The sequence below is a fragment of the Flavobacterium paronense genome (assembly GCF_030409795.1).
Taxonomy (GTDB): domain Bacteria; phylum Bacteroidota; class Bacteroidia; order Flavobacteriales; family Flavobacteriaceae; genus Flavobacterium; species Flavobacterium paronense.
Genome location: NZ_JAUFQN010000019.1, coordinates 3,076,701 through 3,099,981 on the forward strand (window position 1 = coordinate 3,076,701; position 23,281 = coordinate 3,099,981).

21 protein-coding genes are annotated in these 23,281 nt (G+C 34.2%); 13 read left to right on the plus strand and 8 right to left on the minus strand.

Translation table 11 applies throughout. From position 1 onward, the window contains the following. Positions 1 to 4: 4 nt before the first annotated feature. From QWY90_RS14635 to QWY90_RS14650, 4 genes are all read left to right on the plus strand, one after another. Positions 5 to 1,243 carry a M23 family metallopeptidase gene (locus QWY90_RS14635; RefSeq protein ID WP_290286808.1) on the plus strand — a complete coding sequence of 413 codons (1,239 nt, stop codon included), beginning with the start codon at positions 5 to 7 and terminating at the stop codon, positions 1,241 to 1,243. Positions 1,244 to 1,327: 84 nt separating this feature from the next. Beyond that, complete coding sequence (gene pgi, locus QWY90_RS14640; RefSeq protein WP_290286809.1) at positions 1,328 to 2,971, plus strand: glucose-6-phosphate isomerase; 1,644 nt, start codon at positions 1,328 to 1,330, stop codon at positions 2,969 to 2,971. An 84-nt stretch (positions 2,972 to 3,055) separates the two neighbouring features. Continuing rightward, complete coding sequence (locus QWY90_RS14645; RefSeq protein ID WP_290286810.1) at positions 3,056 to 3,478, plus strand: hypothetical protein; 423 nt, start codon at positions 3,056 to 3,058, stop codon at positions 3,476 to 3,478. Between the two features lie 86 nt (positions 3,479 to 3,564). Further along, positions 3,565 to 4,104, plus strand: coding sequence for a septal ring lytic transglycosylase RlpA family protein (locus QWY90_RS14650; protein WP_379691749.1), 540 nt, complete (start codon positions 3,565 to 3,567; stop codon positions 4,102 to 4,104). Here QWY90_RS14650 and QWY90_RS14655 read toward each other — a convergent pair whose 3' ends face one another. Then, complete coding sequence (locus QWY90_RS14655; protein WP_290286811.1) at positions 4,105 to 4,572, minus strand: CYTH domain-containing protein; 468 nt, start codon at positions 4,570 to 4,572, stop codon at positions 4,105 to 4,107. Between the two features lie 163 nt (positions 4,573 to 4,735). Here QWY90_RS14655 and dinB point away from each other — a divergent pair, with 163 nt between their 5' ends. Further along, positions 4,736 to 5,818 carry a DNA polymerase IV gene (dinB, locus tag QWY90_RS14660; protein WP_290286813.1) on the plus strand — a complete coding sequence of 361 codons (1,083 nt, stop codon included), beginning with the start codon at positions 4,736 to 4,738 and terminating at the stop codon, positions 5,816 to 5,818. A 59-nt stretch (positions 5,819 to 5,877) separates the two neighbouring features. Here the strand turns inward: dinB and QWY90_RS14665 are convergent, their stop codons facing one another. The 6 genes from QWY90_RS14665 to QWY90_RS14690 all read right to left on the minus strand — a co-directional run bounded on the left by QWY90_RS14665 (position 5,878) and on the right by QWY90_RS14690 (position 11,094). Then, positions 5,878 to 6,618 (minus strand): Bax inhibitor-1/YccA family protein, encoded by a 741-nt coding sequence (locus QWY90_RS14665; protein WP_290286814.1) that lies wholly within the window; start codon positions 6,616 to 6,618, stop codon positions 5,878 to 5,880. Positions 6,619 to 6,645: 27 nt separating this feature from the next. Continuing rightward, complete coding sequence (pyk, locus tag QWY90_RS14670) at positions 6,646 to 8,076, minus strand: pyruvate kinase (RefSeq protein WP_290286815.1); 1,431 nt, start codon at positions 8,074 to 8,076, stop codon at positions 6,646 to 6,648. Between the two features lie 5 nt (positions 8,077 to 8,081). Continuing rightward, positions 8,082 to 8,567: an IPExxxVDY family protein gene (locus QWY90_RS14675; protein WP_290286816.1), complete on the minus strand. Its 486-nt coding sequence runs from the start codon at positions 8,565 to 8,567 to the stop codon at positions 8,082 to 8,084. A 114-nt stretch (positions 8,568 to 8,681) separates the two neighbouring features. Then, on the minus strand, positions 8,682 to 9,422 hold the full coding sequence (rnc, locus tag QWY90_RS14680) for a ribonuclease III (RefSeq protein WP_290286817.1): 741 nt from the start codon (positions 9,420 to 9,422) through the stop codon (positions 8,682 to 8,684). A gap of 6 nt (positions 9,423 to 9,428) precedes the next feature. After that, positions 9,429 to 10,682 (minus strand): beta-ketoacyl-ACP synthase II, encoded by a 1,254-nt coding sequence (gene fabF / locus QWY90_RS14685; protein WP_290286818.1) that lies wholly within the window; start codon positions 10,680 to 10,682, stop codon positions 9,429 to 9,431. Positions 10,683 to 10,857: 175 nt separating this feature from the next. Further along, on the minus strand, positions 10,858 to 11,094 hold the full coding sequence (locus tag QWY90_RS14690) for an acyl carrier protein (protein ID WP_007137004.1): 237 nt from the start codon (positions 11,092 to 11,094) through the stop codon (positions 10,858 to 10,860). Between the two features lie 250 nt (positions 11,095 to 11,344). Between QWY90_RS14690 and purN the strand changes: the two genes are divergently transcribed. The 4 genes from purN (at position 11,345) to QWY90_RS14710 (ending at position 15,689) form a co-directional block, all read left to right on the plus strand. Continuing rightward, the gene (gene purN / locus QWY90_RS14695) at positions 11,345 to 11,908 is read left to right on the plus strand and encodes a phosphoribosylglycinamide formyltransferase (RefSeq protein WP_290286819.1); all 564 of its coding nucleotides are present in this window, start codon (positions 11,345 to 11,347) and stop codon (positions 11,906 to 11,908) included. 69 nt (positions 11,909 to 11,977) lie between these two features. After that, a complete protein-coding gene (gene rnhA, locus QWY90_RS14700) occupies positions 11,978 to 12,457 on the plus strand; it encodes a ribonuclease HI (RefSeq protein WP_290286820.1) in 480 nt (159 codons plus the stop codon). Between the two features lie 272 nt (positions 12,458 to 12,729). Next, complete coding sequence (locus QWY90_RS14705) at positions 12,730 to 13,656, plus strand: PfkB family carbohydrate kinase (protein WP_290286821.1); 927 nt, start codon at positions 12,730 to 12,732, stop codon at positions 13,654 to 13,656. A gap of 134 nt (positions 13,657 to 13,790) precedes the next feature. Then, positions 13,791 to 15,689, plus strand: coding sequence for an amidophosphoribosyltransferase (locus tag QWY90_RS14710; RefSeq protein WP_290286822.1), 1,899 nt, complete (start codon positions 13,791 to 13,793; stop codon positions 15,687 to 15,689). Positions 15,690 to 16,119: 430 nt separating this feature from the next. Here QWY90_RS14710 and QWY90_RS14715 read toward each other — a convergent pair whose 3' ends face one another. Next, complete coding sequence (locus tag QWY90_RS14715) at positions 16,120 to 16,728, minus strand: superoxide dismutase (RefSeq protein ID WP_290286823.1); 609 nt, start codon at positions 16,726 to 16,728, stop codon at positions 16,120 to 16,122. Between the two features lie 114 nt (positions 16,729 to 16,842). Between QWY90_RS14715 and QWY90_RS14720 the strand changes: the two genes are divergently transcribed. From QWY90_RS14720 to QWY90_RS14735, 4 genes are all read left to right on the plus strand, one after another. Then, positions 16,843 to 17,364 (plus strand): GNAT family N-acetyltransferase, encoded by a 522-nt coding sequence (locus QWY90_RS14720; protein WP_290286824.1) that lies wholly within the window; start codon positions 16,843 to 16,845, stop codon positions 17,362 to 17,364. Continuing rightward, positions 17,364 to 20,519, plus strand: a complete 3,156-nt coding sequence (locus QWY90_RS14725) for a UvrD-helicase domain-containing protein (protein WP_290286825.1) — start codon at positions 17,364 to 17,366, stop codon at positions 20,517 to 20,519. The genes QWY90_RS14720 and QWY90_RS14725 overlap by 1 nt, the downstream gene beginning before the upstream one ends. Before the next feature lie 27 nt (positions 20,520 to 20,546). Next, complete coding sequence (kbl, locus tag QWY90_RS14730) at positions 20,547 to 21,737, plus strand: glycine C-acetyltransferase (protein WP_290286826.1); 1,191 nt, start codon at positions 20,547 to 20,549, stop codon at positions 21,735 to 21,737. 132 nt (positions 21,738 to 21,869) lie between these two features. Further along, a complete protein-coding gene (locus QWY90_RS14735; RefSeq protein ID WP_290286827.1) occupies positions 21,870 to 23,264 on the plus strand; it encodes an OmpA family protein in 1,395 nt (464 codons plus the stop codon). Positions 23,265 to 23,281 lie beyond the last annotated feature (17 nt).

Consider the following 23,281-nt stretch of genomic DNA (forward strand, 5'->3'; position numbering starts at 1 on the left):
AATCATGATGTCAAAAATCTTTCAAAAATTAATCTTAGTTTTTCTTCTGTCAACATTCATAATTTCATGTAATAAAGCAAAAGAAGAAGAAATTAGTATTCCAAAAGCCAAACCACATTTGGTCGAATTTGGATTTAATTTGCATGATTTTAATGTACAGAATGATACCATAAAATCAGGTGACACTTTTGGCAGTTTGTTAGAAAAACAAAACCTTAACGGAAGACAAGTTTATGATATTGTAGCAAAAGTAAAAGACACTTTTGATGTTAGAAGTATCCGAAAAGGTAAACCCTACACGATCCTTCGAAGCAAAGATCGAACTAACAAAATCCAGCTTTTTATTTATCAACCAGACAGATTAAATTTTTATATAGTTGATTTTAGAGATTCAATACTAGTTCATAAAAAAACAAGACCTCTAACGTTTAAATCTCGAACAATTGCTGGAGCCTTAAATGGTTCACTCTCTGAAACGCTTCAAAATTTAAAAGTTGACCCTGCACTAGCACCAAGAATTGCTAAAATTTACGCCTGGTCGATTGACTTTTTTAAATTAAAAAAAGGAGATAAGTTTGCTTTAAAGTTTACAGAAAGATATATCAACGACACTGTTTACGATGGTGTTGATAGTTTAAAAGCAGCATTTTTTGAATACAAAGGAAAGAAAGTCTACGCTTTTCCCTTTTCACCCGATGGTAATACCAGTAAACAACAATTTTTTGATGAAGAAGGAAAAACATTGAAAAACTTTTTCTTAAAAGCACCCTTAAAATTCGTAAATATTACATCTCATTTTACTAAAAACAGATTTCATCCGGTTCAATTAATATGGAAAGCGCATAAAGGAACAGATTATGCCGCACCAACAGGAACACCAATCATGACAACCGCTGCAGGTGTTGTTGAGCAAGCCGGATTTACAACAGGTAATGGAAATTTCGTTAAAGTAAAACACGACAAAACTTTTTCTACTCAGTACTTACACATGTCAAAAATATTAGTTCGTCGTGGTCAAAGAGTAACACAAGGACAAATAATAGGTAAAGTAGGAAGCACAGGATTAGCCACAGGACCTCACGTTTGTTATCGTTTTTGGAAAAATGGTGTGCAAGTAGATGCTTTGAAATTAAAATTGCCAACTTCAACCCCAATGGATTCAAAATATAGACAAAAATTCATGCAATACATGAATCCATTAAAAAGAGAATTAGATAGTGTTTCTGTTGCTTCAAAAAATTAATTTTCTCAACTACAACGTTGGAGTAAAATATTACTAAATTTTATACCAATCATATTTGTAAATTTGTCTTTCAAAATTTAAAAAATGGCTTTACCAAATATAAATCCAACCAGCACAGAAGCATGGAAAAAACTCAATCAACATTACGCTGAAATAAAAAACAGTTCCATGAAGGAAATGTTTGCCAACGATAAATCAAGAGCAGACAAATTTCACATTCAATGGAATGATTTCTTAGTGGATTATTCCAAAAACATTATCAATCAGGAAACGCTAACATTACTCCAAGATTTAGTAAAAGAAGTAAACTTAAAATCAGCAATCGAAAGCTATTTTTCGGGTGAAAACATTAATCAAACTGAAGATAGAGCTGTACTTCATAGCGCTTTACGTGCGCCACAAAATGCAACAGTTTTAGTTGATGGACATAACGTATTACCCGAAATTTATGAAGTAAAGAATAAAATAAAAGGGTTTAGTAACGAAGTTATTTCAGGAGCCAAAAAAGGATTTACAGGAAAAGCTTTCACCGATATTGTTAATATTGGAATTGGAGGTTCAGATTTAGGTCCGGCTATGGTTGTGGAAGCTTTGCAATTCTATAAAAACCATTTGAATCTGCATTTTGTTTCCAATGTTGATGGAGATCATGTAAATGAAATCATTAAAAAGTTAAATCCCGAAACGACCCTTTTTGTAATCGTTTCTAAAACATTCACTACGCAAGAAACGTTAACCAATTCAGAAACCATCAGAACCTGGTTTTTGAAATCAGCAAAACAAGAAGATGTTGCCAAACATTTCGTCGCTGTTTCGACAAATATTCAAAAAGTTACTGATTTTGGTATCAATCCAAATAATATTTTCCCAATGTGGGATTGGGTTGGCGGACGATTTTCGCTTTGGAGTGCCGTGGGCTTATCTATAAGTTTGGCTGTCGGCTTTGACAATTTCGATGATTTATTGAAAGGCGCCAATGAAATGGATGAACATTTCAAAACGGCTGATTTCGATGAAAACATTCCAGTTGTTTTAGCATTACTAAGCATTTGGTACAACAACTTTTTCGGAGCCGAAAGCGAAGCATTAATTCCATATACACAATATTTACAAAAGCTTGCGCCTTATTTGCAACAAGGTATAATGGAAAGCAATGGAAAAAGTGTCGGGCGTGATGGAAAACCAGTAAATTACCAAACAGGAACTATCATTTGGGGTGAACCTGGAACCAATTCACAACATGCGTTCTTTCAATTAATACACCAAGGAACAAAATTAATTCCAACTGATTTTATAGGATTCGTAAAACCACTTTACGGAAACCAAGATCATCACGAGAAGCTGATGTCTAACTTTTTTGCACAAACCGAAGCCTTGTTAAACGGTAAAACCGAAGTACAAGTTAAAGCCGAATTCGATAAACAAAACATATCCGAAGGAAAAGCAGCATTCCTGATTCCATTCAAGGTTTTTACAGGCAATAAACCAACGAATACTTTTTTAATTGAAAAACTCACACCAAAAACTTTGGGTTCTTTAATCGCGTTATATGAACATAAAATATTTGTTCAGGGAATTATCTGGAATATTTTCAGTTACGACCAATGGGGTGTTGAATTAGGGAAACAATTGGCCAGTTCTATTTTGGATGAAATTCATGATTCAAAAGTGAAACCACATGATTCATCAACCGAGTTTTTACTCAATTACTTTCTGAAAAACAAATAATTATCAAAAACGGTCTCGTTATTTATAACGAGACCGTTTTTTTATGCCTTTTTCGTTATATTTGTTACTCTAAAAAATAAAACGATGTACACTTTTGTTCAAAAATTCCATTCAGGTTGGGCTTATTTAGCTTTGTTATTATTAGTTTTTGCAGTGGTAAATTCACTTATTGGAAAATCTTCAAAAAAAGAATTTACTGCTAAAGACAGAAAAATTGCGCTGTTTGGACTTATTGCTACGCACGTACAATTAGTTGTTGGTTTGATTTTATATTTTGTTTCTCCGCTTGGTTCCAAAGCATTTGGTTTAATGAAAGATGCTGATTTGCGATTAACTTCATTAGAACACCCACTTACTAATATTATTGCAATTGTTTTAATAACAGTTGGTTGGTCAAAACATAAAAAAGCAGCCACTAACACAGCAAAATTTAATTGTATTTTCATATTCTATGGTTTAGGATTGTTGCTAATTTTAAGCCGAATTCCATGGAAATTGTGGTTTTAAAAAGTAAAAACTAAAAGTCCTGAATAGGACTTTTTTTATCAAGGTATGCTTTTTGTTAATCCAGCCCTAAAATAAAAATACCATTTATGAATAATAAAATATTTATACTGTTTTGTGTACTGCTTACTTCATTATTTACAAGTATTTCAGCCCAAAATAAGCATCATAAAAAAGTTAAAATCAAACCCAAAACAGCCAAAACTGTTGAGAATAAAGAGTTAGAAAAAGTGGTTCCTGTTGTTAAAGTTGACACCACTAAAAATAAAACAGTCTTAGAAATTGATTCTTTAGACATTTTTCTTGCCAATGCGAAGCTAAAGTTTCTTAAGAAAAATGCTCACGCCTCTTATTATGCTAGTAAATTCAACGGAAGACGAACTGCCAGCGGGAAAAAATTTGATAATACTGCCTATACGGCAGCACATAAAAAGTTGCCTTTTGGAACCAAACTTAAAGTAACAAATGAGGCCAATGGAAAATTTGTAATCGTTGAGGTTACAGACCGTGGACCATTTTCAAAAGTGCGTGAAATCGATTTAAGTAAAAGAGCCTTTATGGAAATAGCTTCTAACAAAAATTCAGGTGTCGTAATCGTAATGATAGAGGAAATAATCGAGACAAAATAATCACCAGGATTTAAACGGTTTACCACTCAAATAAGCGTTATAAAAACGTCTGTCGTTAGTTACTTCTTTGCCAATCCAAATTGGTTTTTCAAAGCTTTCGTTTTCATCTTTAAGCTCAATTTCTGCCATTAGTAATCCTTCATTTTCTCCTCCAAAAATATCAACTTCATAAATGTGATTGCCCACTTTTACTTCATAGCGAATCTTCTCAATAATTCCGCTTTCACAAATAGCTAATAATTTTTCAGCATCGGACAACGGAATTTCAGTTTCCCATTCTAAGCGTGTTGTGCCTGTTGCATTTCCTTTTCCTTTTATGGTCAAAAATCCTTTGTCTTCTTTAATTCTGATGCGAACTGTTCGCTCTGGATTAGAGTTTAGATATCCTTGAACAATCCTTTTTTTGGAGAAAGCTTTAGCTATAAAATCATTCGAAAGCACTAAAAATTTACGTTCTATTTCTATCATTTTTCAGGAGCTATTTCCCGCTTTCCACTCTATCTTTTTTGGTTTAAAAAAACCAAAAAAGGATGCCGTTTCAATCGGGGCTAATTACCCAAATGCGAAGCATTCACCGAACACTAATAACAAATATACACTTGGTGAGGTAAATATATTATAAATTTGTGACATGGCTGAACCAATTTCACAGCGAAAAATTATTCATATCGACATGGATGCGTTCTATGCCTCTGTAGAGCAATTGGATAATCCCGAGTTGAAGGGAAAGCCATTAGCCGTTGGCGGAAGCGAAACAAGAGGTGTAGTTTCAACGGCAAGTTATGAGGCCAGAAAGTTTGGAGTGAGAAGTGCCATGAGCGGTGTTCAGGCGAAAAGAAATTGTCCCGATTTGATTTTTGTTAGACCCCGATTTGAACGTTATAAAGAAATTTCAAAAAAGATTAGAGCTATTTTCCACGACTATACCGATTTGGTTGAACCGCTGTCTTTAGACGAAGCTTATCTTGACGTCACCCAAAATAAAAAAGGAAATCCAAGTGCCTCACTAATTGCACAAGAAATCAGAAAGCGAATATTTGAAGAGTTAGGATTAACTGCATCTGCCGGAATTTCAGTGAATAAATTTGTAGCAAAAGTTGCCAGTGATTATAACAAACCCAACGGCCAAAAAACTGTAAATCCGGAAGAAGTGGAGTCCTTTTTGGAAAACATGGACATAAAAAAATTCTATGGAGTTGGTAAGGTTACTGCGGTTAGGATGTATCATTTAGGCATTTTTACTGGAAAGGATTTAAAATCAAAATCGGCAGAATTTTTAGAAGAACACTTTAACAAAAGTGGTTTGTATTATTATAATATCGTCAGAGGAATTCATAACAGCCAGGTAAAACCTAACCGAATTACAAAATCAGTCGCCGCCGAACATACATTTAATGAAAACCTAACTTCAGAAATCTTTATGATAGAACGATTAGAGCGCATTGCTTCGGAATTGGAAAACCGATTAAAGAAATATAACATATCGGGGAAAACGGTAACGCTAAAAATTAAATACAGCGATTTTACGACACAAACACGAAGCAAAACATTGCCTTACTTTATTTCTGATAAAGGATTGATTCTAGAGACGGCAAAAGAGCTGCTGTTTCAGGAAAGGATGAAAGAGTCGGTTCGGTTACTTGGAATTTCTTTAAATAACTTAAATACAGAAATCAAAAAAACAGTTGTAGTACAATTGCGATTTGAGTTTTAGGAATAAAAAAAACCAGTCTTGTAGTAAAACAAAACTGGTTTATATTTATTTGAGAATGATTATTTTCTACTAAGCTTTGATAATAATCGCAAGAATTCGATATACAACCAAACCAATGTAATCATTAATCCCATAGCGCTGTACCATTCCATATATTTTGGCATTTTTTGTTGTGCGCCTTTTTCAATTTGGTCAAAGTCGAGAAATAAATTTAATGCTGCAATAACAATCACAAAAGCACTAATTCCGATGCTAATCATTGAGTTTCCGTAATGCACAGGTTGAAAACTTGTAAACATTGACAATAACCATGAAAACAAATAATAGGTTGCAATAGCAAGTGTTGAAGCCAAAACTACAGCTCTAAATTTTTCGGTAACTTTTACAATTTCATATTTATATAATCCGAAACAAACCATAAACGTTACGAAAGTACAACTAACAGCCTGAATAACAATTCCGGGATAAGCCACCTCAAAAATAGATGAAATTCCACCAATAAAAAGCCCTTCAAAAATAGCATAACCAGGAGCTAAATATCCTGAAGATTGCGGTCTGAATGTTGCAATAAGTACCAAAACAAATCCCACAATAGCGCCACCAATCGCAAAAACAATTGGATTTGTCATTGACCAAGTTACCGCGGCACTTGCAATCAATAAAATCAACATTAGGAAACTTTTATTAATAGTTCCCGAAACGGTCATCGTTTGATTGTAATCAATAATAACAGCATCATGCGTAACATCGCTGTTTTCTTTAAACGATTTTGTTTTAAAAAACGGATTGTTTGAATTCATAATAGTAGTGTTAAAAAGTAAATTTAATTATTCTATTTCAGATACTCTCAAGGTATTTACCATTCCTTTATCAGCAACAGGCATCGCTGCAAGATTGATAAGCATATCGCCTTTTTTCACATAACCATTGGTTTTAGCAATATCATTTACATCATCAACGGTATCATCAGTGCTTACAAATTTATCATAAAAGAAAGCATTAACTCCCCAAAGCAGACTCAATTGTGTCAAAATTCTTTTGTTAGAAGTATAGACTAAAATATGAGCAGAAGGGCGCCAAGCCGAGATTTGAAAGGCAGTGTATCCACTATTTGTTAGTGTTGAAATGGCTTTTGCTTTAATCTCATTGGCCATAATCGCAGCGTGATAACAAATCGATTTTGTTATAAAACGTTTTGTTCTAACGTGAGGCGGATTTTGTGGCACAAGTATTAAAGGTGAATCTTCAACAGCTTCAATAATTTGTGTCATTTTTTCAATTACTTCTACAGGATAATTTCCAACAGAAGTTTCTCCAGATAACATTACGGCATCAGCACCATCCATTACAGAGTTGGCTACGTCATTTACTTCGGCACGAGTTGGTGTTAAACTGGTTATCATCGTTTCCATCATCTGTGTTGCCACAATTACTGGAATACGAGCTGTTTTTGCTCTGTGAATTAATTTCTTTTGAATTAACGGAACTTCATGCGCCGGAATTTCAACTCCCAAATCACCACGAGCCACCATTAATCCATCACAGAAAGCAACAATTTTATCAATGTTTTCTACCGCTTCTGGCTTTTCGATTTTGGCAATAATTGGAATTTTATACTCAGAATGTTTGGAAATCAAATCTTGCAGTTCTTCTAAATCGGCCGGAGTTCTAACAAACGAAAGGGCAATCCAATCTACTTTTTGTTCGATAGCAAAAATGGCATCTTTGATATCTTTTTTTGTCAAAGCCGGAAGAGATACTTTTGTATTCGGAAGGTTTACCCCTTTTTTAGATTTTAAAGGGCCACCTTGAATTACTTTACAAACTACTTCCGTTGTTCCGTTAGTTTCCAATGCTTCAAACATTAGTTTTCCATCGTCTAACAGAATCTTTTCACCCGGATTTACGTCTCTTGGAAATTCTTTATAGTTCATGTAAACACGTTCTTTTGTACCAGGAATATCTTCGGCAGTTTGGAAAGTGATAATATCTCCAGGGTTTACAACAACGTCTTCTTTCATAACACCAACACGAAGTTTAGGACCTTGTAGATCGCCTAAAATTGCGGTAGTGTAACCAAATTCATCGTTCAAACTTCTTATGATATCGATTCTTTCTTTTACATCAGCATAATCGGCATGAGAAAAATTAACACGAAAAACATTCACTCCGGCATCAATCATTTTTTTGATTACTTCCTTAGAACTACATGCCGGGCCAAGTGTGGCTACAATTTTGGTTTTTTTTCTGGTTGGCATTATATTTAAAAAATTAAATTATTTTTTGACTTTATTTTTTCTACTTCTACAGCGTAAACAGTGCTTACTCTGTCTATTTTTTTTATACAACTTGCAATTTTTAGTACATCAATATTGACTTCTCCATTTTCGATTTTTAAAAAATAATCTACTTTTTTAAACTCGGGAATCAAATAAATTTTTGTCGAAAATTTGTTGTTGCTTTCGGCAAACAATCCTTGATTGCTATTTTGTGATGGAACAAAGACATCATTTTGATTTTGAACTAAATTCCATGCAATATCTTTTGAATCTTCATAAACAAATCTTGTAAACTGAGTTTCACCTTCTTTGTTGCTGATTTGAATATTGCAATTATTTTTTTTAAGAGTAATTGGCAATTTTTGATTAATATAATAAGCCAAGCGATAATCTTCTAATGAAGTATGAATGGCAATTAATTGATAATCTATTTCGTCAAACTCTTCAAGATGCAATTTGTGAACAGCCATAAATTTGCAAAATAAGTTGTAAATATAGTTTATCTGTTACAGATTTTCGCAAACAACGTTTTAGCTTAACGTTATTTTATGAACGAAAACGTTGTAGTTTTTTAGGAATCTGCATTATTTTTTGTTAATTTTTTCTTGAAATACAAAATATGCGCGTTGTGCCGCTTTCTCTTCTGCCTTCTTTTTAGACGTCGCTCTAGCTTTAGCTATCACTTTATCATCGATACTAAGTTTAACACCAAAATATTTTTGACCATCGTTGCCGTTGTCATCAAAAACATCAAAATAAAATGATTTCTTTTCCTTTTGGCACCATTCAATAAGTAAGCTCTTGTAACTAATAACCTTTCCTTCTAATTTGGCAATATCAACATAAGGAACTATGACGCTTTTTTGAATAAACTTTTCACAAAAACCATAGCCTTTATCAAGAAAAATGGCGCCAACTAATGCTTCAAAAATATTACCATGTATGTTTTCCCCAAAGTGTTGTGTGGGAACCTTACTTTCTACAAATCGGATTAAATCTAAATCTCTTCCTAACTCGTTTAGATGTTCTCGACTCACAATTTTTGAGCGCATTTTAGTTAAATAACCTTCGTCGCCAGCTGGAGCTTCATTATAAAGATAGGCTGCAATTACTGAACTTAACATAGCATCTCCTAAAAATTCTAAACGCTCATAATTCATCGGATTCCCTTTTAAATCCATTTGATTTGTGGAGCGATGAGTAAATGCTTTTTGGTAGTAAATTATAGATTGAGGCTTGAAACCTATTACATTTTGAATTTCGTTAAAAAAAATCCCGTCCTCAGTTGAACGGGATTTTTGAAATATATTTTTTAGAATTTTCATCTAAAATTAGTCTTGTAATTTTTTGAATAAAACACAGGCATTGTGACCTCCAAATCCAAAAGTATTACTCATGGCCACATTGATTTCTCTTTTCTGAGCTTTATTCAAAGTTAAGTTTAAACTTGGGTCAATATTTTCATCTACAACAGTATGGTTAATTGTCGGAGGAACAATTCCATATTTCATAGCCAAAATAGAAGCAATAGCTTCAATAGCTCCTGCCGCACCAAGTAAATGGCCAGTCATTGATTTGGTTGAATTGATATTGATATTTTTAGCGTGATCTCCAAAAACAGCACTAATCGCCTTTAATTCGGCCACATCTCCAAGTGGTGTTGAAGTTCCGTGAGTGTTAATGTGGTCAATTTGTTCTGGTTTCATTCCGGCATCGCGAAGCGTATTATTCATAACCGCAATAACGCCAATTCCTTCCGGATGTGGAGCTGTTAAATGATAAGCATCTGACGACATTCCGCCACCGCCAACTTCACAATATATTTTAGCACCACGTGCTTTAGCATGTTCGTATTCTTCTAAAACTAATGCTCCAGCACCTTCACCAAGAACAAATCCGTCACGGGTAGCATCAAAAGGTCTTGAAGCTGTTTCAGGACTATCATTTCTGGTAGACAAGGCTTGCATCGAATTAAATCCACCCATTCCGGCAATAGTAACTGCCGCTTCTGAACCACCGGAAATAATGACATCACACATTCCTAAACGAATGTAATTGAAAGCGTCAATCATGGCATTGGCAGAGGAAGCACAAGCAGAAACAGTTGTGTAATTTGGACCCATAAAACCATTTCTCATTGAAATATGTGCAGGGGCAATATCGGCAATCATTTTAGGTATAAAGAAAGGATTAAAACGGGGTGTTCCATCGCCTTGAGCATAGCTGATTACTTCGTCTTGAAAAGTTTCTAATCCGCCAATTCCGGCGCCCCAAATTACACCAACTCTTTGTTTGTCAACATTAGTATCTGTAATTCCGGCATCTGCAATAGCTTCCTGACTTGCAGCCACAGCATATTGAGCAAACTTATCCATTCTTCTTGCCTCTTTGCGATCCATATATTCTTCAATGTTGAAGTTTTTGACCTCGCAAGCAAATTTTGTCTTATGCTTTTCGGTATCGTAATAGGTAATTGGAGCTGCACCACTAACACCATTAATTAAAGCGTTCCAATACTCGGAAATGTTATTTCCAATTGGGGTTATTGCTCCTAAACCAGTTACTACAACTCGTTTTAATGTCATAATTTATTTTTTACAATTGTATTTAAACAAATAATACCCATGTTTTCTTCAAATATAATCATTAAAGAGACAAGGGTATTTCAATATTTTGAGATTGAATATCAATCAGTTTACTTTTTTAGTAAAAATAATAAAAATCCGTGAAACTAATTATAGTCTCACGGATTAGTAATTATTATTTTTTTGCTTCTTCGATGTAAGAAATAGCTTGACCTACAGTAGCAATGTTTTCAGCTTGGTCGTCTGGAATTTGAATGTCAAATTCTTTTTCGAACTCCATAATCAACTCAACAGTGTCTAATGAATCAGCTCCTAAATCATTTGTGAAGCTTGCTTCTGTTACAACTTCGTTTTCATCAACGCCTAATTTGTCTACAATAATCGCTTTAACTCTTGATGCAATGTCTGACATAATTTCTAATTTTAAATTTAAATTTGTTGGCAAAAATAAAAAACTTTATTTTAAAACAACCTTTTTGTTAGTAAATGTGACCACGAAAATAAAAAATTTATTTCAGAATCTTGTAAACTCATGGTTTTAATTCAAGTATTTATGCTTTTTTTGTGCTGTAATTTTATTTTGAATGAAATCGCCATAGCCAATTAAACAATTATAATGACGGCGATTCCATATTCCTTTGAAAAACAATGTTATCTTCCATATGAAAAAGATTTTGCTTTTTGCTTCAGGCACTGGTTCCAATGTGGAAAATATAATTCAATACTTCAAAAATCATCATGACATTATTGTAGTCGGCGTCTTCACTAATAACCCTAATGCCAAAGTTTTAGATAAAGCAAAAACCCATAATGTTCCAACACTTATCTTTACCAAAGAAGAACTTAATGAAGGTTTTGTTTTGAATAAAATAAACGAACTCCAACCCGATTTGATTGTTTTGGCAGGATTTTTATGGAAAATGCCTGAAGAAATTGTTACTGCTTATCCGAATAAAATCATCAATATCCATCCGGCTTTATTACCAAAATATGGCGGGAAAGGCATGTATGGCATGAAAGTGCATCAAACGGTTTTGGATAATAAAGAAAAAGAAACCGGAATTACCATTCACTATGTCAACGAACATTATGATGAAGGCGAATTTATCTTTCAGCAAAAAGTAAGCATCGAAAATTGCGCTTCCGCAGATGAAATCGCATTCAAAATCCACGAATTAGAACACAACCATTTTCCAAAAATAATTGAGAGATTGTTAGAAGGTTAGATTATTAGACTTCTTAGAAGAACTTCTATCTTTACAAAATCTAACTATCTAAAATCTAAGCAGTCTAAAATGTCTCATCAAGTTCACATCTACACTGACGGTGCTGCCAAAGGAAATCCCGGAAACGGTGGTTATGGAGTTGTAATGGAATTAGTAGGTTCAACTTATAAAAAAGAATTTTACGAAGGATTTCGACACACAACCAATAACCGAATGGAATTGCTGGCGGTAATCGTTGGTTTGGAAAAAATAACAAAACCTAATATGAAAGTTTTAGTTATTTCCGATTCAAAGTATGTTGTAGATGCAGTAGAAAAGAAATGGGTTTTTGGATGGGAGAAAAAGGGTTTCAAAGACAAAAAGAATCCAGACTTATGGATGCGCTTTCTGAAAATTTACCGCCAGCATCAAGTAGATTTCAAATGGATTAAAGGCCATAACAATCATCCACAAAACGAACGCTGTGATGAATTAGCCGTCTATGCATCGGGTTTGCCCAACCTATCTGTGGATGCTTTTTATGAAAAAGAAGAGCAAAAACTGCTGTAATCACAGTCTTCCATTTCTGTGACAACCCCTAGACTTTCCCCGATACTCTTATTAATTGCTTTGCCTTTCTTCGGTTTGACTATATAAAAACACTATACTACCTTTATAATGATTCTATAAAAAACAACATTTTTTATAGAGTTTTTATAGACTCGTTATAGACTCATTATAGATTCACTACGAATAAATTATCTCCAAAACTTTTAAACCTATAAACTTTTAAACTTCTAAACTAAAGTTTATCTTTGCGCCTTTAATTTGAAACACAGATAATGAATAAACTTTTAATAGTAGGAACGGTTGCTTTTGACGCTATCGAAACACCTTTTGGTAAAACAGACAAAATTTTAGGCGGAGCAGGAACATTTATTGGTTTATCGGCTTCGCATTTTAACTTGCAATCGGCTATTGTTTCGGTTGTTGGCGATGATTTTCCACAGGAATATTTAGATTTATTAACGTCAAGAAATATTGATATTTCAGGGCTTGAAGTGGTAAAAGATGGAAAAACGTTTTTTTGGAGCGGCCGTTATCACAACGATATGAACTCAAGAGATACCTTGGCTACCGAATTAAATGTGTTGGCTGATTTCAACCCAATTGTTCCTGAAAATTTTAAAGATGCCGATGTTGTGATGTTAGGAAACTTACATCCAATTGTACAAACGGGTGTTTTGAATCAATTAACTCAAAAACCAAAACTAGTAGTATTAGATACAATGAATTTTTGGATGGATTGTGCTTTACCTGAATTATTAGACGTAATCAAACGTGTCGACGTAATAACTATTAATGATGAAGAAGCACGTCAATTGTCTGGAGAATATTCTTTGGTAAAAGCCGCTAAAAAAATCCACACTATGGGACCAAAATATGTGGTTATTAAAAAAGGAGAACATGGCGCGTTGATTTTCCATGACCACGAAATTTTCTTTGCACCTGCATTGCCTTTAGCAGATGTGTTTGATCCAACTGGTGCCGGAGATACTTTCGCCGGTGGATTTGCCGGATTCATTGCACAACAAGGTGATATTTCATTTGAAACGATGAAAACCGCTATTATACAAGGTTCCAACTTAGCTTCGTTTTGCGTTGAAAAATTTGGAACCGAAAGAATGTTGACTTTGACAAAACAAGAAGTTAACCAGCGACTAAAACAATTCAAAGCGTTAACACAATTTGAAATAGAATTATCATAAATTTATGCCTCGAATTTTCGGGGCATTTTTGTTTAAAAGAAAAGTAGCCACTAATTCACAGATTGCAAATAAAATTTATTAAAATCAGTGAATCAGTGGCAATAAAAAAGCAACACAACTAAATAAATACAACGATGAGTGACGCCATAAAACACGAATGTGGAATTGCACTTTTACGATTAAAAAAGCCACTGGAATTTTATAAAGAAAAATACGGATCGGCTTTCTATGGCATTCAAAAAATGTATTTGCTGATGGAAAAGCAACACAACCGTGGACAAGACGGTGCCGGATTTGCCTCAATTAAATTAGATGTTGAACCTGGCGAAAGATACATAAGTAGAGTTCGTTCTAATAAAGCACAAGCAATTCAAGATGTTTTTGCTCAAATCAACGAGCGTATTAGTGAAGAATTGATTTCGCATCCGGAATATCAAGATAATGTTGCGTTGCAGAAAGAAAACATACCCTATATCGGAGAATTATTTTTGGGACATGTTCGTTACGGAACTTTTGGTAAAAATAGTATTGAAAGCGTTCATCCGTTTTTGCGTCAAAATAATTGGATGCACCGTAATTTGATTCTGGCCGGAAACTTTAACATGACCAATGTTACCGAACTTTTTAATAGCTTGGTAGAATTAGGTCAACATCCCAAAGAAATGACAGACACCGTTACGGTTATGGAAAAAATAGGTCATTTTCTTGATGATGCAGTGACCGATTTGTATTTGGAATGCAAAAATAACGGTTTGTCAAAAAGAGAAGCTTCACCTGTTATTGCTGAGAAATTAGACATTACTACTATTTTAAAACGAGCCTCTAAAGGTTGGGATGGCGGTTATGCGATGGCAGGGCTTTTAGGTCATGGAGACGCATTTGTTTTTCGAGATCCTGCCGGAATTCGTCCGGCTTATTTTTACCAGGATGATGAAATTGCAGTTGTTGCTTCTGAAAGGCCTGTAATTCAAACGGTTTTCAATGTCCCTTTTGAAAAAGTACAAGAATTGCAACCTGGTCATGCTTTAATTATTAAGAAAAACGGACGTATTACCGAAGAAGAAATAATAACACCAACCATAAAGAAAGCGTGTTCTTTTGAGCGCATTTATTTTTCCCGCGGAAGCGATGCCGAAATTTATCAGGAACGAAAAGAATTAGGAAAATTAATTCTTCCGGCAGTTTTGGAAGCGATTGATAACGACACAGACAATTCTGTTTTCTCCTATATACCAAATACAGCTGAAACTTCTTTCTATGGAATGGTGGAAGCCGCGAATGATTTTCTGAATCAAAGAAAAAATCAATTTATTCTTGATAACAGAAAGACATTAACAAAAGAAAAGCTGGAAGAAATCCTTTCTGTAAAAATCAGAACGGAGAAAATTGCCATAAAAGACGCCAAACTCAGAACATTCATAACAGAGGACAGTAGTCGTGATGATTTGGTTGCACACGTATATGATGTTACTTACGGAGTAATAAAACCAACAGACAATTTGGTTATTATAGATGACAGTATCGTTCGGGGAACAACCTTAAAGATGTCAATTATCAAAATGATGGACAGATTGCATCCAAAACGTATTGTGGTTGTTTCCTCTGCACCACAAATAAGGTTTCCGGATTGTTATGGAATTGATATGGCAAAATTAGAAGGCTTAGTAGCTTTTCAAGCCACTTTAGTTTTGTTGAAAGAACGCAATTTATACCACATAGTAGATGAAGTTTATGCTAAATGCATAGAACAAGCCCTTTATAAAGACAACGATGTCATAAATTTTGTAACCGAAATATATAAACCTTTCACAGACCAAGAAATATCAGATAAAATAGCTGAGTTATTAACTTCCGAAGTTATTAATGCAGAAGTAAAAATTATTTTTCAAACCGTGGATAACTTGCACATAGCTTGCCCAAAAAATTTAGGAGATTGGTACTTTACCGGAGACTATCCAACTCCGGGAGGCAACCGAGTTGCTAATAAAGCATTTATGAATTTTTATGAGGGAAAAAATGCTCGTGCTTATTAAAAATTTAACATTTTTTGTCTTTTAACGACTTTTGATGTAGTTCATCTAAATTATTTGTTTTAAGAATTACATTCACTTTATATTTGGAGAACCATAGCATTAGTAGGTTAAGTTTATGGTAGATTTGGGGCAAAAAGGGTGAAAAGAAATTTTCACCTTTTTTATTTTATAATTGTCTGAAAATCATTAAAAAAAGTGCATTTAACCTCTCATTTGCCTATCATTCCAATATATTTCGATAAAAAGTGCATTTTTTAACTAGTAGTTATTAGATTTGTCTTACCATAGTATTTAGTAGGTTAAGTAAGTTATGGTAGATTTGGGGCAAACAGGTGGAAGAGATTCCGCCTGTTTATTTTTTAGGCTTATCCCAAAATAAAAAAACCGACTGCTTTCACAATCGGTTTAGTATTCCCATAAAAGAATTTTATTATTTTTCTATAGCATATAATCTTGCTACTTCTGTCCAATTGATAACATTAAAGAATGCTTCAATATAATCGGGACGGCGATTTTGATAATTCAAATAATAAGCATGTTCCCAAACATCCATACCAAGAATAGGAAAACCAGAACAACCAACTTCCGGCATTAAAGGATTATCTTGATTAGGTGTTGAGCAAACGTCAACTTTTCCACCTTTGTGAACACAAAGCCATGCCCAACCTGATCCAAAACGAGTAGCGCCTGCTTTAGAAAACTGTGCTTTAAATTCGTCAAACGAACCAAAGGCAGCATCAATAGCATCTGCTAATTCTCCTGAAGGTTTTCCACCACCAGTTGGCGACATTACTCTCCAAAATAAATTGTGATTATAAAATCCGCCACCATTATTTCTAACGGCTGCATTTTTCATATCAAGATTAATCAAAATATTTTCTATTGTTTTTCCTTCTAAATCGGTACCTGTAACAGCAGCATTTAGATTAGTAGTGTAGGCATTATGATGTTTTGTATGGTGAATTTCCATAGTTCTTGCATCAATATGTGGTTCTAATGCATCGTATGCATAAGGTAATTGTGGTAATTCAAAAGCCATGATATTTTTATTTAAGTTATTTTTATAAATGTATTCCAAAATTATACATTTAACTTTACAAAATGAAACACATTTTTTTATATAATTATAATTTAAAATTATAGCAGAGCTAAAATGAAATTTGACCTTCAACCAACACGGCTGCAAAACGAAAGGATTCGTTTAATCCCTTTACAAGGAATTGATTTTGAGGAATTGTATGGCGTAGCTTCGGATCCTTTAGTTTGGGAGCAACATCCAAACCCGAACCGATATAAATTGGAAGATTTCACCAATTATTTTAAAGGCGCAATAGAATCAAAAGGTGCTTTTTTAATTTTGGATGTAGTTACAAATGAAACAGTAGGCTGTAGTCGGTATTATGATTATAATGAAGCTGATAATTCTGTTTTGATTGGCTACACTTTTATAGGAAGAAAATTTTGGGGCAATGGTTATAACAAGGCTTTAAAAAAGCTAATGCTTGATTATGCTTTTCAGTTTGTAGATAAAGTCTATTTTCATATTGGAGCATTTAATTATCGTTCGCAAAAAGCCATCGATAAAATTGGCGCTGTTAAAGTAGACGAATATGAAGTCGAATATTATGGAGAAGTAAGCAAGTTAAATTTTGTTTATCTAATTACTAATAACTAATGCAAAAACCAGCTTTCTCCATATACGATGCATCTGCGGGTTCAGGTAAAACCTATACTCTGGTAAAGGAATATCTGAAAATCATTCTGCTATCCAAAAAACCGGATGCTTATCGAAATATTCTAGCCATAACGTTTACCAATAAAGCGGTGCACGAAATGAAAAGCCGTGTCTTGGAAAGTCTTTCTCAATTCAGCAATGAAAATCCTTCCGAAAAAGCAGTAGGATTAATTCAGGATATTCAAGTAGAAACCGGATTGTCTGTGGCAACCATTACTGAAAAAGCCAAAAGCATTATCAAAAATCTGATTCATAATTACGCCGCTTTTGACATTTCAACGATTGATAAATTCACCCATAAAGTTATACGTGCCTTTGCGCATGATTTAGGTTTGCCAATCACTTTTGAAGTTTCATTAGACACCGAAGCTTTATTGACCGAAGCTGTTGATGCTATCATTGCCGAAGCTGGGAATGATGCCGAATTGACAAAATTATTAGTCGATTTCACTATGGAAAAGACTGATGATGACAAATCCTGGGATATTTCACGGGAAATTTTGGAAACGGGCAGGTTGATTTTAAACGAAAATAACCGAGAGGAAATCACGCATTTTGATAAAAAGAAAATTGAAGATTTTGTTGTTATCAAAAATAAGCTGACAGAACTCACTAAAGAATTGGAAACCGATTGTTCTGATTTGGCAAACGAAGCTTTATTGCTAATTGAAAATAACGGAATTGACACTAATTCTTTCCCTTATGGCACTTTCCCGAAGCATTTGAATTTCTTCAAAGAAAAAGATGCCAGAGCAAACAACCACCGATTTAAAGAATTTGATGATATTAAAATAAAAAAGGATGCTAAGGATAAAACCATCATCGAAAGCATAATTCCAAAACTGTTAGAAATTTTAGATTCTATTTATATCAAAACCGAAAAGCAACTGTTTTATCAGGCATTTCTAAAAAACATCACACCGCTTTCCTTATTAAATACTTTGAGTAATAAACTAACCGACATCCAAAAAGAACAGGGAATTTTATCCATAACAGAATTCAACAAACTAATTCATGACCAAATTCAGAATCAGCCAGCGCCATTTATTTATGAGCGTTTAGGAGAAAAATACAAACATTTTTTTATTGATGAATTTCAGGATACTTCAGAAATGCAATGGCAAAACTTAATTCCACTGATTGACAATTCACTTTCGAGTGAAGATTTATTAGGGGAAAGAGGCAGTTTGTTAATTGTTGGTGATCCAAAACAATCCATTTACCGATGGCGTGGTGGAAAAGCGGAGCAGTTTATTGAATTGAGTAAAGAAGAAAATGCTTTTTTGCATCATACGAAAGAAGTAAAATCGTTAGCAACTAATTATAGAAGTTATTCCGAAGTTATTGATTTTAACAATAATTTCTTTGGTTTTATAGCCAATGAATTTACGCATGAAGATTATAAAGATTTATATAAAAATCATAGCCATCAACTATTAAATGCTAAAAATGGCGGCTATGTGAATATTTTGTTTGTCCCCAAATCAGAGAAAGCAGAATTTGGAGAAGAAGAAAATCCTGCTAAAGAGGCATTGTATTTATTAGCAACATTAAACACAATCCAAAAAGTAAAAGCAAACGGATTTAGCTATAAAGACATTGCTGTAGTAACTCGAAAAAAAGATAACGGAATTGCTATTGCCAATTATTTAACCCAACAAGGTATTCCGATTTTATCCTCTGAGAGTTTGTTGATTGGTTCTTCTTCGGAGGTGCAATGTATTGTTGCGGTTTTATATTATTTGAAAAACAATAGTGACCGCGAATCTAAAGCTAATTTCCTGTATTACATTGCATCCAATGGTCAACAAAAAATGCCTGTTCATGATTTTATTGCGCTTGGAATGGAACAAAATTTGGAAGTCGATTTCGAACAATGGTTAACTAGTTTTGATATACATTTTTCGTTTAAAAACACCAGAAAAAAATCATTATACGAAGCAGTAGAAAGTATTATTTCTAAAATCATCCCAATTGAAAAACGAAATGCTTACGTTCAATATTTTTTGGATATTATACTTGAACAAGATTTAAAAAAGCAAGCCGGAATTTCAGATTTTCTATTGTATTGGGATGCTAATTCAGGAAAGTTGAGTATTCCATCGCCCGAAGGAAAAGAGGCGGTGCGTATCATGACCATTCATACTTCTAAAGGGTTAGAATTTCCGGTGGTTATTTTTCCGTTTGCGGAAGAAGATTACAGCAAAGGGCCAAGGGAGAAAATTTGGCTTAACGCCGATGAGGAACAAGTTGGATTACCCAAAGTTTTGGTTGATAAAAACAATAATGTTTCCAGTTACGGTGAAGAATCGGCACTCATTTATAATCAGAAAAAACAAGAAGAATTGCTGGATGACATTAATGTCTTGTATGTAGCAATGACACGTGCTGAAGAACAATTACATGTTATTTCAGGGATGCAATCTAAAAATAAAGAAGGCAGTTATCCGAATAATATGGCGACTTTTTTTATCAAATTTTTGGACGAAAGAAACCAGTTTAACGAAAGTAAATTAGAGTACGAATTTGGCAAAGCCGAAAAATTATCAACAACCATAGCAACTAAAGACGAAACGGAAACGATTCCACAACTTTCGGCAACCTTGAATCCAAAAAACATCAAAATTGCACAACGTGAAAGTTTAATGTGGAATACAAAACAGCAAAAAGCGATTGAATACGGCAATATACTACACGAAATTCTCTCATTCATCAAAACAAAAGACGATATAGATTTGGCATTGACCAAAGCCATCGAAAACGGATTGATTGTATCTTCTCAAAAAGAGGTCGTTGAGCGAACCATTTCTGAAATTGTAAACCATCGGGATTTGCAATTGTTTTTTTCGAACGAGTATAAAATTCTTAATGAGAAAACCATTATTCAGAAAGAAGGAAACATTGTTAAACCGGACAGAATGGTTTTTGTTAAACAAAACGAAATTTACTTATTAGATTACAAAACAGGTTCACATCAAACCAAATATCAATTACAACTGGAAAACTATCAAAACGCCATTGAGAAAATGGGTTTTAAAGTCACTAAAAAAGCACTGGTTTATATTGGTGAGACTTTGGAAGTGGTAAATTTGTAACAACAAAACTAAACTACAATAACAATCATGTACGGAAAACTTCAACAACACCTACAAAACGAACTCAATACCATTGAACAGAATGGGATTTTTAAAAAAGAGCGCATCATCACCTCGCCTCAAGGAGCAGAAATTACAGTGAATGGCGAAACCGTTTTAAACTTTTGTGCCAATAATTATTTGGGATTGTCTTCGCATCCTGAAGTAATTCAAGCGGCCAAAGACACCCTGGATTCGCATGGTTTCGGAATGTCATCAGTGCGATTCATTTGCGGAACACAGGATATCCACAAAACCTTAGAAAAAAAGATAGCCGATTTTTACGGCACAGAAGATACTATATTATACGCTGCAGCTTTTGATGCCAATGGCGGCGTTTTCGAACCTTTGCTAGGTGAAGAAGATTGTATTATTTCAGATAGTTTGAACCACGCTTCTATTATTGATGGCGTTCGTTTGTGCAAAGCGGCGCGTTATCGTTATGAAAATTCCAATATGGAAGATTTGGAAAACCAATTAAAGAAAGCGGTTGAAGCCGCACATCGTTTTAAACTTATCGTGACGGATGGTGTTTTCTCTATGGATGGACTGGTAGCGCCATTAGATAAAATTTGCGACTTAGCGGATAAATATGATGCTCTTGTTATGGTTGACGAATGCCATGCGGCTGGTTTTATTGGTGCCACCGGTAAAGGAACGCTAGAAGCCAAAGGAGTTATGGGAAGAGTAGATATCATCACAGGAACTTTAGGAAAAGCATTGGGTGGCGCGATGGGCGGTTATACTACAGCCAAAAAAGAAGTGATTGAAATTCTGCGTCAACGTTCGCGTCCTTATTTGTTTTCAAATTCATTGGCGCCAGCTATAGTTGGCGCATCTATTAAAGTCTTTGAAATATTAGAGAGAGATACCACACTTCGAGATAAATTGGAATGGAATACCAATTACTTTAAAGAAGGTTTGCGCAAAGCAGGTATTGATTTCATTGATGGCGATTCGGCAATAGTTCCGGTAATGTTATACGATGCGAAGATGTCACAAATAATGGCAGATGAATTACTAAAAAAAGGAATTTATGTAATTGGTTTCTTTTATCCTGTTGTTCCAAAGGACAAAGCCAGAATAAGAGTGCAACTTTCGGCGGCTCATACAAAAGAACATTTGGATAAGGCAATTCAAGCATTTGATGAGGTAAAAAAACTGCTAAATATTCAATAGAAAACGTTTTAGTTGCATAATTAGTGCTGATTCTTTACATAATTCACATATTTTAACATTTTGATTTTGATATTAGAATATTACGTATTACTTTTGCCTCATTATAATTATTATAATCTAATCAAACTAAGTATGAAACATCTTAACAAATTATTCGTTGCTTTGGTAATGTTAGCTGGATTCAGCTCACAAGCTCAAGACAGCAACAACCCTTGGGCGATTTCGTTTGGGGCTAATGCAGTAGATACTAGAGTAAGTGCTGCTTCTAAATTGGAAGACCAATTTTCTCAGTTCTTTAATGCTAAAGATAATTGGAATATTCTTCCTTCAGTATCTTATGTAAACGTATCTAAATACGTAGGGAGTAACTTCTCTTTTGGAGTTACAGGATCTGTTAACAGATTAACTAAGTATGTATTACCAAGAGTTGGTGAAGGACCATATACAGTAGTTAATCCAGGAGATAAAAATTACTATGCAGCAGATGCAGTAATTAACTACAGCTTAATGAGTTTAATTAAATCTAAAACTATTGATCCTTCTATCCATATTGGTGGAGGTTATACTTGGATTGGTGATGAATTACACGCAGGTACTTTAAACGGAGGTTTAGGATTAACGTATTGGTTCACAGAAATGGTAGGTTTATCTTATCGTGCAACTTACAAACAATCTTTCGAAGATATTCGTGAAGACATGCCATCTCACATGCAACATTTTGCAGGTCTTACTTTCAAATTTGGAGGAAAAGATACAGATGGTGATGGAATCTATGACAAAGACGATGCTTGTCCAGAAGTTGCTGGTTTAAAACAATTCAACGGATGTCCTGATACTGATGCTGATGGAATTACTGATGCAAGCGATGCTTGTCCAGATGTTGCTGGTCCTGCTGAATTCAACGGTTGTCCTGATACTGACGGAGACGGAATTGCTGACAAAGATGATGCTTGTCCAGAAGTGGCTGGTTTAAAATCTTTGGGTGGTTGTCCAGATGCTGACGGTGATGGTATTACTGACAAATCAGACAAATGTCCAGATGTTAAAGGTCCAAAAGAAAACGGTGGTTGTCCTTGGCCAGATAAAGATGGAGATAAAGTTTTAGACAAAGATGATAAATGTCCAGATGTAGCTGGTACTGTTGCTAACAACGGATGTCCAGAAGTTACTGAAGAAGCTATCAAAAGATTAAATGACTATGCTAAAACCATCTTATTTGATACAGGTAAAGCATCATTTAAACAACAAACTTACCCAGTTTTACAAGCTATTACTGCTATCTTGAAAGAGTATCCAAACTCAAACTTCTCAATTGAAGGTCACACAGATAGCGATGGTACTGATGCTTCTAATCAAAAACTTTCAGAAGATAGAGCAGCGGCTGTTAAAAACTACATAGTTGAAAACGGTATTGCAAGTTCAAGATTAGTTTCAGCTGGTTTTGGTGAGTCTAAACCAATTGATTCTAATAAAACTAAAGCTGGTAAAGCTAACAACAGAAGAGTTGAAGTGAAATTAGTAAAATAATTTCTTCAAAAATATTT

Bases quoted from the DNA above. Each gene is read 5' to 3' on its own strand.
- QWY90_RS14635 (WP_290286808.1), top strand. From the start codon at position 5: ATGATGTCAAAAATCTTTCAAAAATTAATCTTAGTTTTTCTTCTGTCA.
- pgi (WP_290286809.1), top strand. From the start codon at position 1,328: ATGGCTTTACCAAATATAAATCCAACCAGCACAGAAGCATGGAAAAAA.
- QWY90_RS14645 (WP_290286810.1), top strand. From the start codon at position 3,056: ATGTACACTTTTGTTCAAAAATTCCATTCAGGTTGGGCTTATTTAGCT.
- QWY90_RS14650 (WP_379691749.1), top strand. From the start codon at position 3,565: ATGAATAATAAAATATTTATACTGTTTTGTGTACTGCTTACTTCATTA.
- QWY90_RS14655 (WP_290286811.1), bottom strand. From the start codon at position 4,572: ATGATAGAAATAGAACGTAAATTTTTAGTGCTTTCGAATGATTTTATA.
- dinB (WP_290286813.1), top strand. From the start codon at position 4,736: ATGGCTGAACCAATTTCACAGCGAAAAATTATTCATATCGACATGGAT.
- QWY90_RS14665 (WP_290286814.1), bottom strand. From the start codon at position 6,618: ATGAATTCAAACAATCCGTTTTTTAAAACAAAATCGTTTAAAGAAAAC.
- pyk (WP_290286815.1), bottom strand. From the start codon at position 8,076: ATGCCAACCAGAAAAAAAACCAAAATTGTAGCCACACTTGGCCCGGCA.
- QWY90_RS14675 (WP_290286816.1), bottom strand. From the start codon at position 8,567: ATGGCTGTTCACAAATTGCATCTTGAAGAGTTTGACGAAATAGATTAT.
- rnc (WP_290286817.1), bottom strand. From the start codon at position 9,422: ATGAAAATTCTAAAAAATATATTTCAAAAATCCCGTTCAACTGAGGAC.
- fabF (WP_290286818.1), bottom strand. From the start codon at position 10,682: ATGACATTAAAACGAGTTGTAGTAACTGGTTTAGGAGCAATAACCCCA.
- QWY90_RS14690 (WP_007137004.1), bottom strand. From the start codon at position 11,094: ATGTCAGACATTGCATCAAGAGTTAAAGCGATTATTGTAGACAAATTA.
- purN (WP_290286819.1), top strand. From the start codon at position 11,345: ATGAAAAAGATTTTGCTTTTTGCTTCAGGCACTGGTTCCAATGTGGAA.
- rnhA (WP_290286820.1), top strand. From the start codon at position 11,978: ATGTCTCATCAAGTTCACATCTACACTGACGGTGCTGCCAAAGGAAAT.
- QWY90_RS14705 (WP_290286821.1), top strand. From the start codon at position 12,730: ATGAATAAACTTTTAATAGTAGGAACGGTTGCTTTTGACGCTATCGAA.
- QWY90_RS14710 (WP_290286822.1), top strand. From the start codon at position 13,791: ATGAGTGACGCCATAAAACACGAATGTGGAATTGCACTTTTACGATTA.
- QWY90_RS14715 (WP_290286823.1), bottom strand. From the start codon at position 16,728: ATGGCTTTTGAATTACCACAATTACCTTATGCATACGATGCATTAGAA.
- QWY90_RS14720 (WP_290286824.1), top strand. From the start codon at position 16,843: ATGAAATTTGACCTTCAACCAACACGGCTGCAAAACGAAAGGATTCGT.
- QWY90_RS14725 (WP_290286825.1), top strand. From the start codon at position 17,364: ATGCAAAAACCAGCTTTCTCCATATACGATGCATCTGCGGGTTCAGGT.
- kbl (WP_290286826.1), top strand. From the start codon at position 20,547: ATGTACGGAAAACTTCAACAACACCTACAAAACGAACTCAATACCATT.
- QWY90_RS14735 (WP_290286827.1), top strand. From the start codon at position 21,870: ATGAAACATCTTAACAAATTATTCGTTGCTTTGGTAATGTTAGCTGGA.